20 protein-coding genes are annotated in these 18,404 nt (G+C 70.4%); 8 read left to right on the forward strand and 12 right to left on the reverse strand.

Features of this window, described 5'->3' with window-relative positions; all coding sequences use genetic code 11:
- Nucleotides 1–42 precede the first annotated feature (42 nt).
- The 4 genes from ACWDEN_RS36570 to ACWDEN_RS36585 all read right to left on the reverse strand — a co-directional run bounded on the left by ACWDEN_RS36570 (nucleotide 43) and on the right by ACWDEN_RS36585 (nucleotide 2,401).
- Nucleotides 43–300: a hypothetical protein gene (locus ACWDEN_RS36570; protein WP_450862225.1), complete on the reverse strand. Its 258-nt coding sequence runs from the start codon at nucleotides 298–300 to the stop codon at nucleotides 43–45.
- Complete coding sequence (locus ACWDEN_RS36575) at nucleotides 297–644, reverse strand: hypothetical protein (protein WP_450862227.1); 348 nt, start codon at nucleotides 642–644, stop codon at nucleotides 297–299. The genes ACWDEN_RS36570 and ACWDEN_RS36575 overlap by 4 nt, the downstream gene beginning before the upstream one ends.
- An 87-nt stretch (nucleotides 645–731) precedes the next feature.
- Nucleotides 732–1,691 carry a helix-turn-helix domain-containing protein gene (locus ACWDEN_RS36580; RefSeq protein ID WP_450862229.1) on the reverse strand — a complete coding sequence of 320 codons (960 nt, stop codon included), beginning with the start codon at nucleotides 1,689–1,691 and terminating at the stop codon, nucleotides 732–734.
- A 200-nt stretch (nucleotides 1,692–1,891) separates the two neighbouring features.
- Entirely contained in the window at nucleotides 1,892–2,401 is a 510-nt protein-coding gene (locus ACWDEN_RS36585; RefSeq protein WP_450862231.1) for an ATP-binding protein, read from the reverse strand.
- Between the two features lie 136 nt (nucleotides 2,402–2,537).
- On the opposite strand from ACWDEN_RS36585, the gene ACWDEN_RS36590 reads away from it, so the two are divergent.
- Genes ACWDEN_RS36590 through ACWDEN_RS36600 form a run of 3 tightly spaced genes read left to right on the forward strand, consistent with a single transcriptional unit; the run spans nucleotide 2,538 to nucleotide 4,763 of the window.
- Nucleotides 2,538–3,383 carry a helix-turn-helix domain-containing protein gene (locus ACWDEN_RS36590; protein ID WP_450862233.1) on the forward strand — a complete coding sequence of 282 codons (846 nt, stop codon included), beginning with the start codon at nucleotides 2,538–2,540 and terminating at the stop codon, nucleotides 3,381–3,383.
- Nucleotides 3,380–3,559, forward strand: coding sequence for a DUF397 domain-containing protein (locus tag ACWDEN_RS36595; RefSeq protein WP_450862235.1), 180 nt, complete (start codon nucleotides 3,380–3,382; stop codon nucleotides 3,557–3,559). The genes ACWDEN_RS36590 and ACWDEN_RS36595 overlap by 4 nt, the downstream gene beginning before the upstream one ends.
- Before the next feature lie 19 nt (nucleotides 3,560–3,578).
- A complete protein-coding gene (locus ACWDEN_RS36600; protein WP_450862237.1) occupies nucleotides 3,579–4,763 on the forward strand; it encodes a hypothetical protein in 1,185 nt (394 codons plus the stop codon).
- Between the two features lie 34 nt (nucleotides 4,764–4,797).
- Here the strand turns inward: ACWDEN_RS36600 and ACWDEN_RS36605 are convergent, their stop codons facing one another.
- The 8 genes from ACWDEN_RS36605 to ACWDEN_RS36640 form a co-directional block, all read right to left on the reverse strand.
- Nucleotides 4,798–6,933, reverse strand: coding sequence for a protein kinase domain-containing protein (locus ACWDEN_RS36605; RefSeq protein ID WP_450862239.1), 2,136 nt, complete (start codon nucleotides 6,931–6,933; stop codon nucleotides 4,798–4,800).
- Nucleotides 6,934–6,979: 46 nt separating this feature from the next.
- Nucleotides 6,980–9,175 (reverse strand): protein kinase domain-containing protein, encoded by a 2,196-nt coding sequence (locus ACWDEN_RS36610; protein ID WP_450862241.1) that lies wholly within the window; start codon nucleotides 9,173–9,175, stop codon nucleotides 6,980–6,982.
- Nucleotides 9,175–10,095: a serine/threonine protein kinase gene (locus ACWDEN_RS36615; protein WP_450862243.1), complete on the reverse strand. Its 921-nt coding sequence runs from the start codon at nucleotides 10,093–10,095 to the stop codon at nucleotides 9,175–9,177. The genes ACWDEN_RS36610 and ACWDEN_RS36615 overlap by 1 nt, the downstream gene beginning before the upstream one ends.
- A 274-nt stretch (nucleotides 10,096–10,369) precedes the next feature.
- A complete protein-coding gene (locus ACWDEN_RS36620; RefSeq protein ID WP_450862245.1) occupies nucleotides 10,370–11,671 on the reverse strand; it encodes a YrhB domain-containing protein in 1,302 nt (433 codons plus the stop codon).
- A 1-nt stretch (nucleotide 11,672) separates the two neighbouring features.
- Complete coding sequence (locus tag ACWDEN_RS36625) at nucleotides 11,673–11,984, reverse strand: YrhB domain-containing protein (RefSeq protein ID WP_450862247.1); 312 nt, start codon at nucleotides 11,982–11,984, stop codon at nucleotides 11,673–11,675.
- 5 nt (nucleotides 11,985–11,989) lie between these two features.
- On the reverse strand, nucleotides 11,990–13,699 hold the full coding sequence (locus tag ACWDEN_RS36630) for a putative T7SS-secreted protein (RefSeq protein ID WP_450862249.1): 1,710 nt from the start codon (nucleotides 13,697–13,699) through the stop codon (nucleotides 11,990–11,992).
- Nucleotides 13,699–14,361: a hypothetical protein gene (locus ACWDEN_RS36635; protein WP_450862251.1), complete on the reverse strand. Its 663-nt coding sequence runs from the start codon at nucleotides 14,359–14,361 to the stop codon at nucleotides 13,699–13,701. The genes ACWDEN_RS36630 and ACWDEN_RS36635 overlap by 1 nt, the downstream gene beginning before the upstream one ends.
- Nucleotides 14,361–14,942: a hypothetical protein gene (locus tag ACWDEN_RS36640; RefSeq protein WP_450862253.1), complete on the reverse strand. Its 582-nt coding sequence runs from the start codon at nucleotides 14,940–14,942 to the stop codon at nucleotides 14,361–14,363. Before ACWDEN_RS36640 ends, ACWDEN_RS36635 begins: the two co-directional genes overlap by 1 nt.
- A 534-nt stretch (nucleotides 14,943–15,476) precedes the next feature.
- Between ACWDEN_RS36640 and rpsJ the strand changes: the two genes are divergently transcribed.
- Genes rpsJ through rplB form a run of 5 tightly spaced genes read left to right on the forward strand, consistent with a single transcriptional unit; the run spans nucleotide 15,477 to nucleotide 18,403 of the window.
- Complete coding sequence (rpsJ, locus tag ACWDEN_RS36645; protein WP_003948644.1) at nucleotides 15,477–15,785, forward strand: 30S ribosomal protein S10; 309 nt, start codon at nucleotides 15,477–15,479, stop codon at nucleotides 15,783–15,785.
- Nucleotides 15,786–15,802: 17 nt separating this feature from the next.
- Nucleotides 15,803–16,447: a 50S ribosomal protein L3 gene (gene rplC, locus ACWDEN_RS36650; RefSeq protein ID WP_014674369.1), complete on the forward strand. Its 645-nt coding sequence runs from the start codon at nucleotides 15,803–15,805 to the stop codon at nucleotides 16,445–16,447.
- A gap of 8 nt (nucleotides 16,448–16,455) precedes the next feature.
- Nucleotides 16,456–17,109, forward strand: a complete 654-nt coding sequence (rplD, locus tag ACWDEN_RS36655) for a 50S ribosomal protein L4 (RefSeq protein WP_103812795.1) — start codon at nucleotides 16,456–16,458, stop codon at nucleotides 17,107–17,109.
- Nucleotides 17,109–17,528 (forward strand): 50S ribosomal protein L23, encoded by a 420-nt coding sequence (rplW, locus tag ACWDEN_RS36660; protein WP_351618256.1) that lies wholly within the window; start codon nucleotides 17,109–17,111, stop codon nucleotides 17,526–17,528. The genes rplD and rplW overlap by 1 nt, the downstream gene beginning before the upstream one ends.
- 38 nt (nucleotides 17,529–17,566) lie before the next feature.
- Entirely contained in the window at nucleotides 17,567–18,403 is an 837-nt protein-coding gene (rplB, locus tag ACWDEN_RS36665; RefSeq protein WP_201832318.1) for a 50S ribosomal protein L2, read from the forward strand.
- Nucleotide 18,404: the final 1 nt, after the last annotated feature.

Genomic DNA, 18,404 nt, shown 5'->3' on the forward strand with positions numbered 1-18,404 from the left:
CGGTTCGTCACCCGGCCGCACGGAGAGCGGCCGGTCGTCGGCTCACCGGCTCAGGTAGGTGATCTGCAGGACATAGACGCGCTCGCTGCGCACGACGATCTGGTACGTGAACATCCCGCCGGGGACGATGACGTCTCCGCCCTTGGGGTCATGACCGGCGTGGGCTCGGCCGTGCACGTACAACGCCTCAGCGGCTCGGACCAGCTCGGCTGCCTTGCGTTCAACCTCGGCGAGGAAGCCGGGTGGGAGATGACGGGCGGCTGCCTCTGCTGCGAAGGCGTACTCCCAGGTCCAGCTCAAGCGCGTACTGCCTCCATCGCCTCGTCCAGGACAGCGCTCAGTTCCCGCAGGGCTGCCCCGGCGACGGCCGGGTCTTCATGTTCCAGGTCGTTCTTGGCTCGGGCATGGCGGGCGGCGAGGTCGGGGCGGCGGGCGATCTCGATGTCCCTGGCCCAGGCCAGAACCCAGCTCCGCACCGGGCTGAGTGACTGCCAATCCACGGCCTTGGCGAACGCCTCGTCCTTCGTCCGCTGCATCTCCGGCAGGCGCCCCGGATCGACGACGGCGAGGGCGGCCCGCAAAGCGTCCGGAGTCTGTTCGGGACGAGGAACCAGCTCGTGTCCGTGGTCGGCCTGCGTGCTCATGGAGTCCTCCCGGGAGTGCACTGGCCAGGGTAGTCGTCCGGGGCGGCTGTGGTGCGGGAGCGCGGACATGCTGTGCCGTCTTCCTGGTCAGTGGGTGGGGGAGTGGCCGGGGCCGGAGTCGGGCCGAGATCCTGCGGGGCTCGTGGCCGTGGCACGGCAGTCCCGGCACAGACCTCCGGGCCCGGGTCCGCGGAAGGCGCGGTCGCAGCCGTCGCAGTTCCGCAGGGGACGCCGGACGGGTCGTGGGGCGGGCGGGGCTCGGAAGGGGGGTGGGGGCGGGAGCCGGGCTGTGAGGCGGTGGGCCGGCAGAGCTGCTGGGCGGCGTACACCCTCGGGTGGCAGGTCGGCGGTCAGGGCGCGGCGTACGGCGGTCGGGGACACGTCGTGCAGCAGCCAGGTGACGACGCCGGGGGCCAGGTGGGCGGTGTCGCAGGCGGAGAGGAGGAGGCGGGGGTCCTCGCGGTGGAGAGTGGCGAGGAGATCCGTGGCCTGCTCGAGGAGGGCGGGAGAGGGGTACGCCGGCTGGGGGACCGGGGGAAGCGGGTGCCGCTTCTTGCGGGGTTCGTGGGGCTTGTCGTGCCTTGCAGGGGGTTCCTCGGGGGCCGCCGTCTGGTTGGTGTGGGCGATGGCGGGTGCGTGCCGGCGTACGGCTGCCTGTGGCTGGTTGCAGGAGATCGTGCGGGTGACGATGCGCCCGCCGGGGGTGCGGGCGCGTTCGCGGCGCAGATAGCCGTGGGCCTCCAGTTCGCGCAGCGCGGCGCCGATACGGGTCGCGCCCTCTGGGAAGCGGGCGGCCAGGGTCTTGATGTCGACGCGGGCGCCCTTCGGCAGGGACTGGATGTGACAGGCCAGACCGATCGCGAGGAGGGACAGATCCGGGTGCTGGGTGAGGTGGTTGCCGATCACCGTGAAGCGGGTGGTGTGGCGGGTGTGCTCGTGGATGAGCCCGCCGGCGTCCGGCGTGGACGGGGGACGCCGGTTCGGGTGCTTGTTGCCCGCAAAGCGGGACCGGGCGGGTGGGGCCGCGCTAGGGTGCTGGGTATCCATCAGGAAGAGTGACCTTCCTCGGTGGTCAGGCCCTCGCACTGGGATGCCAGTCCCGGCGGGGGCCGTCGCATGTCTGGGGTTGTGTTGCGCCGAGCGTAAGGCAGGCAACGGGGCGCAAATCCACCCGAGTTGGCGAAGTTCACCCAGGCGAGTGAGTTTGCGCCGCGGGCGGGAGAGGTGGGGCTTGGCGGGGGTCCTTTTCACTTCGTTTTTCTTCTTTGGGAAAGGCCGCTCGTGGCACCGGAGCGCGAGGCCCCGGGTTCCGGTGCGGGGACGGTGACCTCGGCCCATACGGTCTTGCGTGGAGTCCGGCCCGTCGAGACACCCCAGCGGTCGGCCAACGCGTCCACGAGGACCAGTCCCCGGCCCGACTCGCCCTGCGGAGACGGGGATTGGAGTCTGGGCAGGCGGTCACCGCGCGTGTCGGTCACCTCGATGCGGAGGATGTCGCCGACGACGTAGAGGGTGAGCCGGAAGTTCCGTCCGGACACCCGGCCGTGGATCGCGGCGTTGGCGGCCAGCTCACCCACGATGTGCTGCGCCGCATCCAACGGAAGCCCCCAGGTGCGGAGTTGCTCGGTAGCCAGCAGTCGGGCCAGCCGGGCGCCGCGACGCGTGGGGGACAGGAGGACCGTGAAGTTGGGGATTGGGCTGGTGAGTTCGGCCGGGGCCTCGCCGATCTCGGCCGTCTCGGCGGTTTGTTGATTCATGTCACTCAGCGTGGCGGTCCCTGCTTCCATAGGTGAGTGACAACGCCTTCACGTACGGTGACTGTATCCGCTTTGTCTCGGCTGTCTCGGCTGTCTCGGGCGTTGTACGGGTACAGGTGCGCGTCGGAGGAGGGTCATGAGCGACGGTGTGGACGAGGCGGGTTGGGACGTCGAGCCGGGGGACGAGATCGAGCCGGTGGTCCAGGCGGTGGGGCGCCTGCTCAGGGTGTGCCGCGAGGCGGCCGGGCTGAGCGTGGCCGAGCTGGCCGAGGCCCTGGGCTACGGCGAGGACATGATCCGCAAGATCGAGCGCGGCGTGCGGATTCCCCGGCCTGAGCTGCTGGACAGGGCGGACCAGATCCTGAAGGCGCAGGGGCATCTGAGGGCCTTCATGGAGGACATGCGCAAGGCCCGGTATCCGAAGAAGGTGCGGGAGCTGGCGGAGATGGAGGGCCGGGCGGTCGAGCTACTGCTGTACAGCCACCACAACATCCATGGCCTGCTGCAGACGGAGGAGTACGCACGAGCGCTGCTTCGCACCTGGCGTCCGGCCTATACCCCGGATCAGCTGGAGCGCATGGTGGCGGCGCGCATCGCCCGGAAGTCCGTCTTCGAGCGGTCGCCCGCACCCGAGTTCAGCTTCGTCCAGGAAGAGGTGACACTGCGCCGCCCGGTCGGGGACACAATGGTGTTGCGCCGACAGCTAGAACACATGCTGGAGGTGGCCCGGTTGCCGTTCGTGGAGCTTCAAGTGATGCCGACCGCCCGCGCGAATCACCCTGGGACGGGTGGTCTGATCGAGGTGCTGAAGTTCCTGGATGGAACGGGAGTTGGCCGTACCGACGGTGACTTCTCGGGCCGCCCGGTCTCGAGCCCGAGGCAACTCCGTGTCCTCGACCTGCGCTATGGCATCATCCGGGCTCAGGCGCTCACGCCAGAGGAGTCTCTGGTCTTCATCGAGCAAGCACTGGGAGAACTATGAGCACCCCGGAACTCCACTGGTTCAAGAGCAGCTACAGCAGCAGTAGCAACGGCAACGACTGCATCGAGGTCGCCCCCACCCCTACCACCATCCACATCCGCGACTCCAAGAACGCCGACGGCCCCCGGCTCGCCCTCGCGCCGGAGGCCTGGTCGGAGTTCGTTCGCAGGATCTGACACACCCGGAAGAGAACCCGTGAGCACCGTCCCGTCACCCCCTGATCACCCCGATGAGTCCTCCATACCCGACGAGCAGTGGGAGGCGTTCCTGCGCGAGGCCGTGGAGGACGGTGGCAGGAACGCGCCGAAGGAGCCGTCCGCGCGGGCGCGGATGGTGACCCGTCGGCTGCAGGAGCAGGACGAGGCGATGCGAGGCCGGACGGCCGATAGCGGCGGCCGGTGGCGGTGGCGGCGGAAGCGGGCGCACGAGCCGCATCCTCCGGTGGGGCGGAGCAGCCGGCGCCGGACCGTGGGTTCGGTGATCGGTGTGGTGCTGGCGGTGGCGCTCGCCGTCGTAGCCGTACGGCCGTCGCTGCTGCTGGACCGGCTTCCCGGCCGCGACCACGGCGCCGCCGATTCGGCCTCGCCGCTGCCTGCCGAGACGGCGCCGCCGTCCGGCGCACCAGGCGCGGTCGGTCAGGCCGGACTGCCCACCCGCAAGGACCCGTTTCGCGGATCGCCCGCCCAGCGGTGGGCCGACGGGGCGGATGCTGTCGAGGTGCCGCCTGCGAAGGCAGTGGGCGGGATGAGTCAGGAGGACGTGGCTCTCGCCCTGCGCCACACCAAGGAGTTCCTGGTCGGCACCAACCTGGACCCGGCCGTGCTGCGCGGCGGACAGCCCGACTCGGCGATGGCCCTGCTCGACCCGAAGCAGCCCCAACTGTCCGACCTGCGGCGCTCGCTGCGCACCCCGGACCGTCACCACGACCTCCTGCAACTGGTGACCCGCTTCGACCCGGCGGATGTGGCCCTCGCCGGGGACGTGGTCAAGGTGCGCGGCCATATGACGTTCTCCGCCGGTGCCGCGGGCGAGGTGCGGGTGCACGCGGACTACACCTTCGTCTACCCCCTGGTCCGGGCCGGCGGAAAGGGCGACGGCGGCGATGCCGTAGCACGCACGATCATCCGCCGCGACCTGACCCTCGTCCTGCTCGACCCGCACAAGTGGATCGCGACCGAGGGCAAGCTCACCGTCCGGTCGTCCGACAGCGAATTCTACAACAGCGAGTGCGGCGTCTACGACGGCTACTACCACCCCGTCTTCCCGGACAGCACCCCCACCGGCGCCCCGGGCACGGGCCCCGCCGCAGACCCTTACGACCGCAGCAAGCCCGTGACGGACGACCACCACAAGGGCTGCGGCACGGTCACCCGCACCTGACGAGGTCCGTGCATGCGAGAGGACCAGCGCGAGATCAGAAGACCGGCAGCGCCGTGAGTGAGTCGCCGTCCACGATGAACACACGGTTGGCGTCGGCCGTCATCCAGTAACTCCTGGGGTTCTTGATGATGCGAAAGCTCCAGGTTGTCTTGCCCAGCGTGGAGTTGGGATCGAAGCCGGAGCTTTGCGGCCCGTCGGCCACATCGAGGACGCCGACCGCGCCCTCCGTCGCGTTGACGGCGACCGACCAGAAGCCGTGGCCCTGTACCGCCAGTGGGCTGTGCGGGTCGCACATGTACTCGAGGTCGTAGAGCCAGCCGCTCTGTTTCCCGTTCTTGATGTCGAAACGCACCGGTGCTCCGAGTGCGGCCGCGAAGACGTAGGGGCCGTGGATCGCCGAGGGACCCCAAAAGATCTTCGTGCCGTCCGTCCGTCTCAGGTCCGGGCGCCACAGCTGCTTGCCGTCGGTGAGGCGACGGGCCGTGAAGTACGGGCTGCCGCTCACGAACAGGGTCCCGCCCGATGCGGCGATCCCCGGCCTGTCGTCGGCCTGGTCACGCAGCACCCATGCCGTGCGGCCGGTGCGTGTGTCGACGGCGAGGACGTCCCCGGCCTTCGTGGCGACAGCCAGGACGCCCTGGGCCACGACACCCTTCGCCGAGCCGGTCGTGCCGAGGTCGGCACGGGGTTTCGCGGTCCAGCGGATCTTCGCGTCGGAGCGGCCGACGCTGCGCAGTCGGCCGTCGTCGGTGACGACGTACACCGCCTCGGCGTCGGCCGCCAGGATGTAGGAGGCCTCCGCGGGCGCCGTCCACTTGGGGGCGCCGGTGGACGCCACGAAGGTCCGCAGTGTGCCATGGCTGTCGACAGCGGCGACCAGCCGGTCGGAGAGCGATACGAAACGGCTTATCGCCTGGGCTTCGGGCGCGGACCAGCGTGGTTTCCCGTCGACGACGTTGTGTGCCGTGATGCTGCCCTTGCTGTCTCCGACGATCAGGACGTCGCGTACGGGCAACGGCGCGGGTGCGTCGGCACTGAGGACGGACGGCCGGGTCCAGATCGGGTCCGGCGTCTGTCCGAGGACGTAGTCCCCCTTCTCCGCCGACAGCAGGCGGGCCTTCGGGGTCGCGACGGCGGGCGGGATGTCGAAGAGATTGCTGCGGTCCTTGCGCCAGAACCACCAGGTGGCCGTGCCCGCGCCGGCGAGGGCGACCGGGGCGCCGACCGCGACAGCCGTCAGCACACGGCGCCGGGAGACCCCGCCCGGCGCGCTGCTCGTGCCCGGCAGCGTGGTCAGCTCGTGCAGGGCGCGTTCACGGCGCCGCACGTCCTCGGCCAACGGGCCGGAACGCCACACCCGGTCGGCGCCGCGTGGCGGAGCGAAGGCCTGCGCGATGGCGTCCGGGGCGGGCCGGTACGCGGGATCCTTGGCCAGGCACGGGCCGATGAGCTGCTGGAGGGAGGGCGGGATGCGGTCCATGCGCGGCATGCCGTGGACGACCTCGTACTGGACGGCCGCGACGTGTGAACCCCCGTACGCGCGCTGCCCGCTCGCCGCGTACACCAGCAGGGCGCCGAGGGAGAAGACATCGGCGGCCGGGCCGACGCGCTGACCGAGAGCCTGTTCCGGCGCGCCGTAGCCCGGGGTGACCGGAACCTGGCCGGTGGTGGTGAGGGTGAGTCCGTGCTCGGGACGGGCGATGCCGAAGTCGATAACGCGCGGGCCTGCCGAGGTGAGCACCACGTTGGCGGGTTTCAGGTCGCGGTGCACCAGCCCGGCGGCGTGGATGTCCCGGAGCGCGAGGGCGAGTGCCGCCGCGAGAGCCCGGACCCCGTTCTCGTCGAGCGGTCCGTAGGTGCCGACCGCCTCGTCCAGGGTCGGGCCGCAGAGGAACTCGGTCGCGATCCACGGGCGCCCGCCCTCGGTCTGCGCGTCCAGGACCCGGGCCACACCCGGGCTGCTGACCGCCTGCGCCATCCGGGCCTCGCGCACGAAACGCTGACCGAGCTGCGGGTCGTCCGCCAGGTGGCGGTGCAGCACCTTCACGGCGGCCGTGCGACCGTCGCGTTCCTGGCCGACGTAGACCTTGCCCATGCCACCCTCGCCGAGCACGCCGAGGATGCGGTAGGGCCCGAGGCGGAGCGGGTCTCCGGTGTCCAGTGGCTTCATGTCCGGTGCTGACTCTTTCGTCGTTCCGTCTCAGAGGGGCAGAGGGTCAGAGGAGCGGATAGCCGGCGGCGTAGTTGTCGCCCACGGCGATCAGTCGCCCCGAGGCCGGGTGAGCGAAGTAGCGGGCCGTCGCGGCGGCCTTGACGGGGCGTGTCGTGCCGCCGTCGGTCAGGTCGACAGCCGCCAGGTGCGGCGACGCGTTGCGGTACACGTAGGCGAGGCCCACCACCGGCGGGGCGACGAGATCCGCGGCGGTGGCGCCGCCGCTCTTCTCCGTCCAGCGCGGTTCGCCGCTGACGGCTTCGACAGCGACAACCCCGCGGCCGGCCTCCACCGCGTACACCACCCCGTCCTTGACGGCGGGCGGGCTGTACGTGGCTCCGGCGGGACCCTTGTCGTAGCGCCAGGCGACCTTGCCGTCGTCCAGGCCGAGCGCGAGCAGCCCGCCGGCCGACGGGTACACGTGCCGGTCGTCGACGGCGAGACAGGCCCGGCTGAAGGCAGGCTGCGCACTGTCCAGTGCGCGGCTCCACAGCAGTCGCCCGGTACCGGTGTCGCGGACGACCAGCTCGGTTGCGCCATCGGCTGCCTGCTGGACGAGGACGAGACGGGCACCCGAGACCTGGGCGGACAGGAAGTGGAGCCGTGGGGAGCCTTCGGGGCGCGCAGGCAGCGGCACGCCCCACAGCTTCTTGCGGGCCCGGAGGTCGAACGCGAGCAGATACCAGGCCTGGCCCCTGCGGAAGGAATCGCTGTCGATCGGCTGGGTGCCACGGCCGCCGACCGCGTAGAGCGCGGTGTCCGTGGCACAGAGCAACTGGGTCCCGTAGAGGTCCCCGCTGAAGTCCTTGAGCTCAATGAGCGGGTCACCCGCGCTGCCGTCGGCCGGGTCGACCCGGCACACGGTCAGTGGCGGGGGATCCTCGGTGACGTGGTCGAGCGTGTGGATCAAGGTGCCGTCCGTGGCCGTACGATGCTGGAAAGAGATCGCGGCGTACTGCGGCCAGAGCGCCTTTCCGCTGGTCGGGTTCAAGCCCTTGAGTTCGACCTGGCCGACGACGAGGAGCCGGTCCAGCAAGAGCGGCGCCGGCGGGACGAGTGGGTCGTCGAAGTCGGCCGACACCTGCCAGAGCAGGTCCCAGGCGGGTTTCCGCTGTGCGGCGCCGGTCGGCCGGGGCGGGGTGGGCGTGCCGCCGCCGTGGTTGCCGAGCCAGGCCCAGGCACCTGTCCCGGCCGCGGCGACGCCGAGGGCCGTGGTGCCGCCGAGCGTGAGCAGACGGCGTCGGGACATTCGCGTCCCGGTGCCGTCGGGTGCGGTGTCCGCGAGGCCGTGCCCGGCCGGGGGCGGCAGCCGGCGGGGCTCGACCCGCCAGACGTCGGCGGCTCGCCGGGCGATGTCCACCAGGACCGGCTCCGGCAGAAAGTCCGCGAAGTCTCCCTCGTCACCGCCCAGTTGGCAGCGGAGCTGGTCGGTTGTGGGCCGGTGCAGCGGATCCTTGGCGAAGCACGGCCGCAGCGCGGAGACGAGCCCGGCCGGAACCCCGGTCAGGTCCGGTTCCGCATACCGCACCCGGTACAGCAGATCCGCCGCCTGCCCCGCGCCGAACGGGCCCCTGCCCGTCGCGGCGTGGACCAGCACTCCCGCCAGGGCGAAGACGTCACCGGCCGGCGTGTGCTCCCCGCCCGCCGCCTGCTCGGGCGACATGAACGCAGGCGTGCCCGCAGCCGCACCTGCCCGGGTGAGCCGGTCGTCGCCGAGCGCCCGAGCGATACCGAAGTCGATGACCTTGGGGCCGTCCGCTGTCACGATGATGTTGGAGGGCTTCAGGTCGCGGTGGACGACGTCCGAGTCGTGCAGCTGGGCCAGCGCGGCGCACAGCCGGGCACCGAGGGCCCGGACCGCTCGTTCCGGCAGTGGCCCGTTCAGCCGGACGGCGTCGTCCAGGGGCGGGCCGATCAGATACTCGGTGGCCAGCCAGGGCGTGCTGTGGACGATGTCGGCGTCGAAGACCCGGGCGCCGTGCTCCCCGCCGATCACCCGTGCGGCGTCCGTCTCCAGCCGGAACCGGGTCCGGAAGACGGGATCCGCTGCGATGCGGGCGTGCATCGTCTTGAGGGCGACGACGACCCCGGTGTCTGCGCGGCCGAGATAGACGGTGCCCATGCCACCGCTGCCGAGGCGGGCGATCAGGTGGTAGGCGCCGAGCGTCCCGGGATCGTCGTGAGCGAGAGGGGTGAACATCAGGGCCGCCCCGCCTCCTGGGTACGTGCGGCCGGTCGGGCGATGAGAACGGCCGCCGACTGACGGGCCAGAGCGGCGACGATCCGGGACGGCAGAGGGAACGCAGGGCCGTCGAGAACCGTGGGGACCGGTGTCGGGGCCTGCGGGGCCACTTGGTGTCCGAGCCGGGGTGCTGCCAGACCGGCTGAGAGGTCGGCCGCCGACGGCCGCCGGGCGGCGTCACGGGCGAGGCAGGCCGTGATCGGCTCGCGCAGCGACGCCGGCAGTTCCTTCCGGTCCGGGACGGTGTAGCCGCTGCTCGCGTACGACAGCACGGCGCCGAGCGCGTACACGTCACCGAGGGGCCGGGGACGCCCGCCCTGGGCCTGCTCCGGAGCCAGACAGCCGGGGTCCAGTCCTGGCCTGCCCAGCCGCGGCTCGCCGTCCGGGGCGATGGCGCGCACCGCACCGAAGCAGGCCAGCAGCGGTCCGTCCACACCGAGCAGGACGGCGGCCGGGGACAGACCGGCGTGGGTCACACCCCGCGCGTGGGCCGTGGCCAGCGTGCCGGCGAGGGCCGCGCCCAGGGCGCGTACGACGGTCTCCGCCAGCGGACCACCATGTGCGGCGAGGGCGGCGGGCAAGGGCAGTACCGGGGTGTACGGAGCGGCGTGCCAGGGTGAAGCGGCGGCCTGGACCACCTCCGTCACGGGCGCGAAGCCGGATACGGACAGTCGCCGGGCGTCTTCGGCCTCGGCGGCCCAGCGGGCCGGATCGGTCTCGGGGCGCGGAACATGGACCAGGACCGTGCGCCGGCCGTCCGCGCTGCGGGCGACATACCGGCGATCGGGCGCCCGCCGCCGCTCGTGCTCCTCGTCGATCCCGCCCAGAACCGCGTACGGGCCGATCCACGCCGGGTCGTCGTGACGCAGCTGCATCATGCGCGCGTTCCCCCCGGTTGTCGGCACAGATGTCGGATCTTACCTGGAGGGGGTCGGTCCGCTCTGAGCGCACCCTTGGGAGGGCCAGGTCTGCCTCACGTCACGACCGGCACCCCACATCAGCAGCGCCAGTGTGAGCAGCGCCGCTCCCGTCGCCGGGACCGCCCCCACCCGCCGAACCGGTACGCGGTGACGCCGAAGTAGTCGACTCGGCGGCCGGCAGGGCTGTTCTCCCGGCCGGGGCGGCAACGGTCACCGAGGTGCTGGAGCGGGGTCAGCGGTAGCGGATGATGTGCAGGCGGTGCACGCCCGTCGGGTCGAAGGACACCGGCTCGTCCGACGAACCATCGATGACCATGACGCCGTCCTCCAGGCGCACCGCATTCACCAGCCAGCCCACGGCCTCGCGGCCGCGGCCGTCCGTGCGGCGGACCCAGACCAGGGCGCGGGCACCGACCGGTAGCGCCGCGAGCGCGTCCATCGTCGTCTGCCAGTCCGGATGCTCCGACACGGACAACACCTGGCCGAGCTGGGCGAGCGTCGGCTCGTACCATGACGCATGCCCTGGAGTGGGCGGTGTGGGCAGGTTCGCCGTGCCTGGATCCTCGCCGGCGTCCCAGCTGGCCAGCCATGCCCAGGGGTCCGAGTTCGGAAGGCCGAAGGGCGCGGTGTCGTCCTTCGGTACGACGACCGTGGCGTCGAGCATGGCGTCCTGCCACTGTCCGTCATCCAGGAAGCGCCTGCTGTTGCAGGAGAAGATCCAGCCGCGCCGCGTCTCGTCCTGGGCGGTCGGCCTGTCCAGGTCCACCTGTCCCCGGTAGGCGTCGTCGAGCCAGAGCCGGGCCTTGGCGACTGCCGAGGCGAAGTCGGGTGCCGATTGCTGCCAGGGAGAACGCCGGCCTGCGGACGCCCCGGGCAGGGCCCGCAGGAGGACGATCTCGCGCAGCAGCGGTGCCATGTCGAGCCGGGCGAGCGAAGAGGTCAGACCGTCCAGCAGGACGACCTGGCCCTTGTGGTTCTGGGCGTACAGCAGGTTCCCGGTGGCCTCCTGGCCGCCGATCTCACGGCGCACCCAGACCAGGCCCCGGGTGTCCGGTCCCGGATCGGCGACGGCCTTCACCACGTCGTCCCAGTCGCTGACCGCTACCTCCTCGAAGCCGGGGAAATACCGGCGGGCCATCCTGGGCCACCAGCCGGGTGCCTCGTCGGCCGGGCGCCAGGGCAACGCCACCGAGGGGCAGCCGTTGACCGCGGAGTGGACGGCGATCACACAACCGCGGGCATTGATCCGGCGCGGCTGGCCTTCGACGCGGGCGGCGGCTTCCTGGGGCCCGGCGGGCTCCAGGTCCGCGAGGGGAGTACTCGGCGCCGGATGGAAGGGCGAGCCACCGTCCTTCGGCACGACGACGGACGACGCGAGCATGGGCGTCTGCGGGTAACCCGGCTGAGGCAGGGTCCGGCACGCCAGCAGCCAGGCCGTGGCCGTCTCGTGCACCGGGTGCGGCGAGGCCGGCTCGACCAGCCCGCCGTAGGTCATGTGCAGCCAGGCTGTGGCCCGCTGGTCGGGACCCGGCATCTCAATGGCCCTTCTTCGGCGGCCAGTCACCAGCGGCCCGCCGCTCCATGTACTCCCCCGTCGGCAGGAACGTCGGAGGGAAGTGGACCCCCGTGCCGTCGTGCGGGGCGACGATCACCGAACTGAACGGGGCCGCCATCGGGTCGCCCGTTTCCAGATGCTCCTTGAAATCGAAGCGCACCGTCCAGCCGTAACGGAATTCGATCGCCGTGTCAGGAAGCACGACCACGGAATCGGCCCGGTCGGGGTAGGCGACGGTTTTCAGATACACGGCGGCCGAAGCCACCGCTTCATCCCTGGTCAACAATGCCAACTCCACTAACGATAAGGAATGTAGCCGATACGCGAGACACCATGCTCCAGTCTGCCGAGCGTCCCGCTCTGGCCGTCGAGGAACACCACACCGTGCTCCGTGTTCACGGCGTTGAAGACATGGGCCGACCCATCGGGCCGGGCGATGTACACCGCGCTTCTCGAGCCCTCTCCTCGCAGCTCCAGGTCGCGGATGACGTCATCGTAGGTGTGCGCACGGATATAGAGTCCCTTGGGGACGTTCTGCAGCCCCAGTGCCTCCGGGGGAATGTGGTCGGGAATCTGCTTGGGCGCGGCGCTGACCTCTTCGCCGTTGAGCCGGCGTTCCACTGCGACGACGTTGTGACTGCAGTTCTGGGTGTATCCGGGCATGCCCGTGTTGTTCACGTCCTTGAGCCAGGGAACCTGGTCGTCGATGAACGCCTGCGCCTCATCGGGAGTCACCGACTCGTAGTGAATCGCCCTTCGCGAGGCCGCGGTCGACGGCCGCGCCAGATGGCTCCACTTGCCACCTGCCTCTCCCGCCTGTTCCAGGCCCCCCTTGGCCATGTTCGCGGCCGTGGCTTCGGCGCCCTCCTCGACCGCCGTGCGCAGCCCACCGGCCGCGAGGCCGGCGCCGTCCGTGCCGATCACCTGCGGCAGCAGCCGGCCCATGAACTCGGAAGGGTCCTTCTCGAAGCCGTCGACGGCGGCCTTGAGCGCCCGTTCGGGATGGGCGGCCGTCGAGACCAGGCCGGAGAGCGTCATCGAGACACCCTGGAGGTACTCGGCCGGGTGGGTCAGGTTGTACGGGTCCATCGGGTCGAGGCCGCGTACGAAGTTGACCAGGCCGGCCGCGCCCTTGACCACGCCGCCGGCGACATGCAGCAGCTCCGTGTTGGCGGCTTGCGCGCCGTCCATGAAATCGTTGCCGAGGCGGTCCAGCGGGGGCGGCTCGGCGGGCGCGTGGGCCAGGGCCGCCTTGATCTTGCCGTTGGCGGTGGCGGCGGCGGTGTTGCGCTGCTTGCGTGCTTCGCCGAGCTTCTGCCGGGCCGCCTCGATGTCGGTCTTGCCGGGGTCGTGGAACGGCTCGGGCTCCGGGCCCGGGTCCTGGTTCTTCTTGATCTTCGCGTTGTAGGCGTCGATGCGCTTGTTGTACGCGCTGACGGCCGATTCGGACGCCTGCTTGCCGCGCTTGTACAGCGCGATGGCTTCCTTGGCCTGGTCCTGCGCCCACTTCACGGTCTCCGCGTAGGCCGTCAGCGCGTCCGAGGCGGCCTCACAGGCGTCGGCCGCGTGCAGCCACTTCGCCGGGTGCACACCGAACTTCTTGCGGAAGGCGTCACCGCCCTCGCCTTTCCAGCCGGAGGAGTCCACCCTCTTCAGACCGGCGCTGACCTTCTCGAAGGCGCTGAAGAAGTCCTTCAGGTGCTTGGCGGTCGCCACGATCTTGCCATGGTCGCCGTGGACCAGGTCCTTGGGATCGTCGCTGTCGCCCAGCTGCCGTTCACCAGGGGTGGCGCCGAGGTCGGAGGCGATCTCGTCGCCCCAGTCCTCCACCTTCCGGGCCGCGCCGTGATAGCCGGCCTCGTCGAGGCCTTCGCCGATCTTGTGAGCGCCGTAGTCGATGCCCGCGCCGACCACCTTCTTGGTGTCGTCGGCAAGCTTCTCGCCTTTGCCGAGGGCCCAGTTGGCGCCGTCTGCCAGGCCGTGACCGATGTCCCCCAGGACGCCCATCAGCCTTCGCCCCCGCCCTGCTGCATGCGGGCCCGCTCCTCGGGTGAGGGGCCGAAGGTGTCGTCGAGGAACTTGTTGTACTGCGTGTCCGACACGCCGAAGGCGCCGTGCAGGTCCTCCGGGTTCATTCCCGGCGGGCCGATGACCTGGGAGGTCATCATGTCCCGGCCGGCGTCCTTCCAGCCCTGGAGGCTGTTGTCGTAGGCCCGCTCGAAGGACTGCTCGCTGTAGTCGGGGTGCAGGTCCTGGGTGGCGATCTCTCCCCAGCCCTGCTTGGTGACCTCGTCCTCCGACGCGTGCGGATTGCCGATCAGCGAGTTCAGCCCGATCTTCATCGTGCCTTTGACGTACTGATCGGTCTCGTAGTACGTCCCGGCGGACATGCCCGTCTTCACGGCCAGGGCGTTGCCCTCGTTGATCAGTGAGCGCACGCCCCACTCCCAGCGCTCGCAGAACGAGTGGAAGGTGCTCGTGAGGGTCTCGTCGCCCAGTTCCAGGCCGGACAGTTCCAGCTGGCTGAAGCCCCGCCCGGCACCCGCCATGCCGACCATGCCGAGATCCTTCAGCTCGCCCAGGGCCAGGGTGAGCCCCTGCGCGATCTCGTCAAGGCCGCCGGTCGCGAGATCCGCTCCGCCTGCCTGCGCGCCCGCGCCCCCGTTCATCACTCCTCCTCCGTCGGGGCGGTCATGGCCCCGTCACCCACGTATCCCTTGTTGACCGCGTACGCGTCCGGAACGATCCCTGCGACCGGTGGGAACAGCACCGCACGTTCCCCGCCGTCGGCCGCGTCCAGGGCGACACCGCAGGGCACCCCCGCCTCCGGGACGGCCGCGTCGAGAAGCCGGGCCCCGAGCACCGTCTCGTACGTCCACTCCTCGTCGCCCCTGTCCCGGGCCAGCGCGTAGCGTGCGAGTGCCGGCTCGTCGGAGAACGCCAGGATCCAGCGGACCCCGCCCAGATCGACGGTCAGCCAGCCGTCGTCCCGCACGGGGACCAGGACGGCCGTGGTCCGGAACGATTCCAGTGCCTCGATGAACCGGCGACGCCTGGCTCCGGCCTCCGCCGGGGAGGCGGGCGGCGTGGCCGGGTCCGGCCCGGCGGGTGTCGGCGCCCCCTCGGGAAGCTCCTGCGAAGCGGCCGCCAGCGGTGGTGCCGTGTCCTTCGCGGGGCCGGCCAGGTCCGCGTAGTCGGCCAGCCGTGAGCGTCGTACCGGCGCGTGAGCGCCGCCCCCTGGATCCGTCATGTCCTAAACGGTGGCACAGTGGCGATCTTCGTCACCACCTGCCTCCAGAGGCACAGCAGTCACATCCCGAAGATGCTTACGACAACTCCACATTCCGCCCACCGCGCCAAACGGTTTGACCCCCGTCACCCCCGGGGTATTCTCTCCGCCCCGATTGGCATCCGCCCCGCCCCCTATGGCAGACTGTCCGAGTTGCTCGGTCGAGTGTTGATGCTGCGCGCCTCCCGCCGGGAGGACCGGAAGCGAGTCCCACAGTACTCGTCGTCCTAACTGCCCTCGGGCAGCACTGGGGCGGACGTACGGGAATCTTCCGGGAAGCGTGGGCGCGGCACCGACCAGGCGCCCGGTGGGCCCGAGGTCCCCGGTCCGCGGTTCCGGAAGGGCCGTCGCATTCCCCGCAGGGATGTTCGAGAGATGGGACATCTGTGTCAGCGGGAGCGCGACACGCCCGACCGCGTGGGTCGGAGGAGTGAGGGGCAAGAAGGAATCCGCCGGGTTCCAGAGCGTGAGAAGAGACAGGACTACTGAGTAGCCATGGCGGGACAGAAGATCCGCATCCGGCTCAAGGCCTACGACCACGAGGTCATCGACTCCTCGGCGAAGAAGATCGTCGAGACGGTGACCCGCACGGGTGCGTCGGTCGCGGGCCCGGTGCCGCTGCCCACTGAGAAGAACGTGTACTGCGTCATCAAGTCGCCGCACAAGTACAAGGACTCGCGCGAGCACTTCGAGATGCGCACGCACAAGCGCCTGATCGACATTCTCGACCCCACCCCCAAGACCGTTGACTCTCTGATGCGACTCGACCTCCCGGCCGGTGTCGACATCGAGATCAAGCTCTGAGGGTCGGTGAGCTGAGAATGGCTAAGCAGATCAAGGGCATCCTGGGCGAGAAGCTCGGCATGACGCAGGTGTGGGACGAGAACAACCGCGTTGTTCCGGTCACCGTCGTCAAGGCCGGCCCCAACGTCGTCACCCAGGTCCGTACGAACGACGTCGACGGCTACGAGTCGGTCCAGATCGCCTTCGGCGAGATCGACCCGCGCAAGGTGAACAAGCCCCTCAAGGGCCACTTCGCCAAGGCCGACGTCACCCCGCGCCGCCACCTCGTCGAGATCCGCACCGCGGACGCCTCCGAGTACACGCTCGGCCAGGAGATCACCGCCGAGGTGTTCGAGGCCGGTGTCAAGGTCGACGTGACCGGCAAGAGCAAGGGCAAGGGCTTCGCCGGTGTCATGAAGCGCCACAACTTCCGTGGCCTCGGCGCCGGACACGGCACCCAGCGCAAGCACCGCTCGCCCGGTTCCATCGGTGGCTGCGCCACCCCGGGCCGCGTGTTCAAGGGCCTCCGCATGGCGGGTCGCATGGGCAACGAGCGGGTCACCACCCAGAACCTGACCGTCCACGCCGTTGACGCGGAGAAGGGTCTGCTGCTCATCAAGGGCGCGGTTCCCGGTCCGAACGGCGGCCTCGTCCTGGTCCGCACCGCGGCCAAGGGGGCCTGAGGTAACCGATGAGCACTGTTGACATCCTTTCGCCGGCTGGCGAGAAGGCCGGTTCCGTCGAGCTCCCCGCGGAGATCTTCGACGCCAAGGTCAGCGTTCCGCTGATCCACCAGGTCGTCGTCGCGCAGCTGGCCGCTGCCCGCCAGGGCACGCACAAGACCAAGACCCGCGGTGAAGTCCGTGGTGGCGGCAAGAAGCCGTACCGCCAGAAGGGCACCGGTCGCGCCCGCCAGGGTTCGACCCGCGCGCCGCAGTTCGCCGGTGGTGGCGTCGTGCACGGTCCCGTGCCGCGCGACTACTCGCAGCGCACCCCGAAGAAGATGAAGGCCGCCGCCCTGCGCGGTGCCCTCACCGACCGGGCGCGTCACAACCGCATCCACGTCGTCTCCGGCGTGGTCGAGGGCGAGACCCCCAGCACCAAGGCCGCCAAGTCGCTGTTCGGCAAGATCTCGGAGCGCAAGAACCTGCTCCTGGTCGTCGACCGCGCCGACGAGGCCGCGTGGCTGTCCGCCCGCAACCTGCCCCAGGTCCACATCCTGGAGCCGGGCCAGCTGAACACGTACGACGTTCTCGTCTCGGACGACGTGGTCTTCACCCAGGCCGCTTTCGAGTCCTTCGTCGCCGGCCCGAAGGCCAACGACACCGAAGGGAGCGAGGTCTGATGGCCATCCGTCACCCGAGCATCGCCTCGAAGGCCGCCAAGGCCGCCAAGGCCGCGCGCGTCGCCAAGGCGCGTCGTCACGCCGCCGAGGGCAAGAACACCGTCGAGACCCCGCTGAGCAAGTCGTACACGGACCCCCGTGACGTCCTGCTGAAGCCGGTCGTCTCCGAGAAGAGCTACGCGCTCCTCGACGAGAACAAGTACACGTTCATCGTCGACCCGAACGCCAACAAGACCCAGATCAAGCAGGCCGTCCAGGCGGTCTTCGACGTCAAGGTCACCGGGGTCAACACGATCAACCGCCAGGGCAAGCGCAAGCGCACGAAGACCGGTTTCGGTCAGCGTGCCGGCAGCAAGCGCGCGATCGTGACCCTCGCCGAGGGCGACCGTATCGACATCTTCGGCGGTCCGACCGCGTAAGCGGGTCGGATCGTCCGATATCGGACGAGGACTGAGAAATGGGAATCCGCAAGTACAAGCCGACTACGCCGGGCCGTCGTGGCGCCAGCGTCGCCGACTTCGTCGAGGTCACGCGGTCCACGCCGGAGAAGTCGCTGGTCCGCCCCCTGCACAGCAAGGGCGGCCGTAACAACGCCGGTCGTGTGACCGTTCGCCACCAGGGTGGCGGACACAAGCGCGCCTACCGCGTGATCGACTTCCGTCGTCACGACAAGGACGGCGTGCCGGCGAAGGTCGCGCACATCGAGTACGACCCCAACCGCACCGCGCGCATCGCGCTGCTGCACTACGCCGACGGCGAGAAGCGCTACATCCTCGCCCCGCGCAACCTGCAGCAGGGTGACCGCGTCGAGAACGGTCCCGGGGCCGACATCAAGCCGGGCAACAACCTGGCCCTCCGCAACATCCCGGTCGGTACCACGATCCACGCGATCGAGCTCCGTCCCGGTGGCGGTGCCAAGTTCGCCCGTTCCGCCGGTGCCTCCGTGCAGCTGCTCGCGAAGGAGGGCTCCTACGCCCACCTGCGCATGCCGTCCGGCGAGGTCCGCCTGGTCGACGTCCGCTGCCGCGCCACCATCGGTGAGGTCGGCAACGCCGAGCAGAGCAACATCAACTGGGGTAAGGCCGGCCGTAAGCGGTGGCTGGGCGTCCGCCCGACCGTCCGTGGTGTCGTGATGAACCCGGTTGACCACCCGCACGGTGGTGGTGAGGGCCGGACCTCCGGTGGTCGCCACCCTGTGTCCCCGTGGGGCAAGAAGGAAGGCCGTACTCGTTCGCCCAAGAAGGCGTCGAACAAGTACATCGTCCGCCGCCGCAAGACGAACAAGAAGCGCTAAG

The organism is Streptomyces sp. NPDC001153, assembly GCF_053598315.1.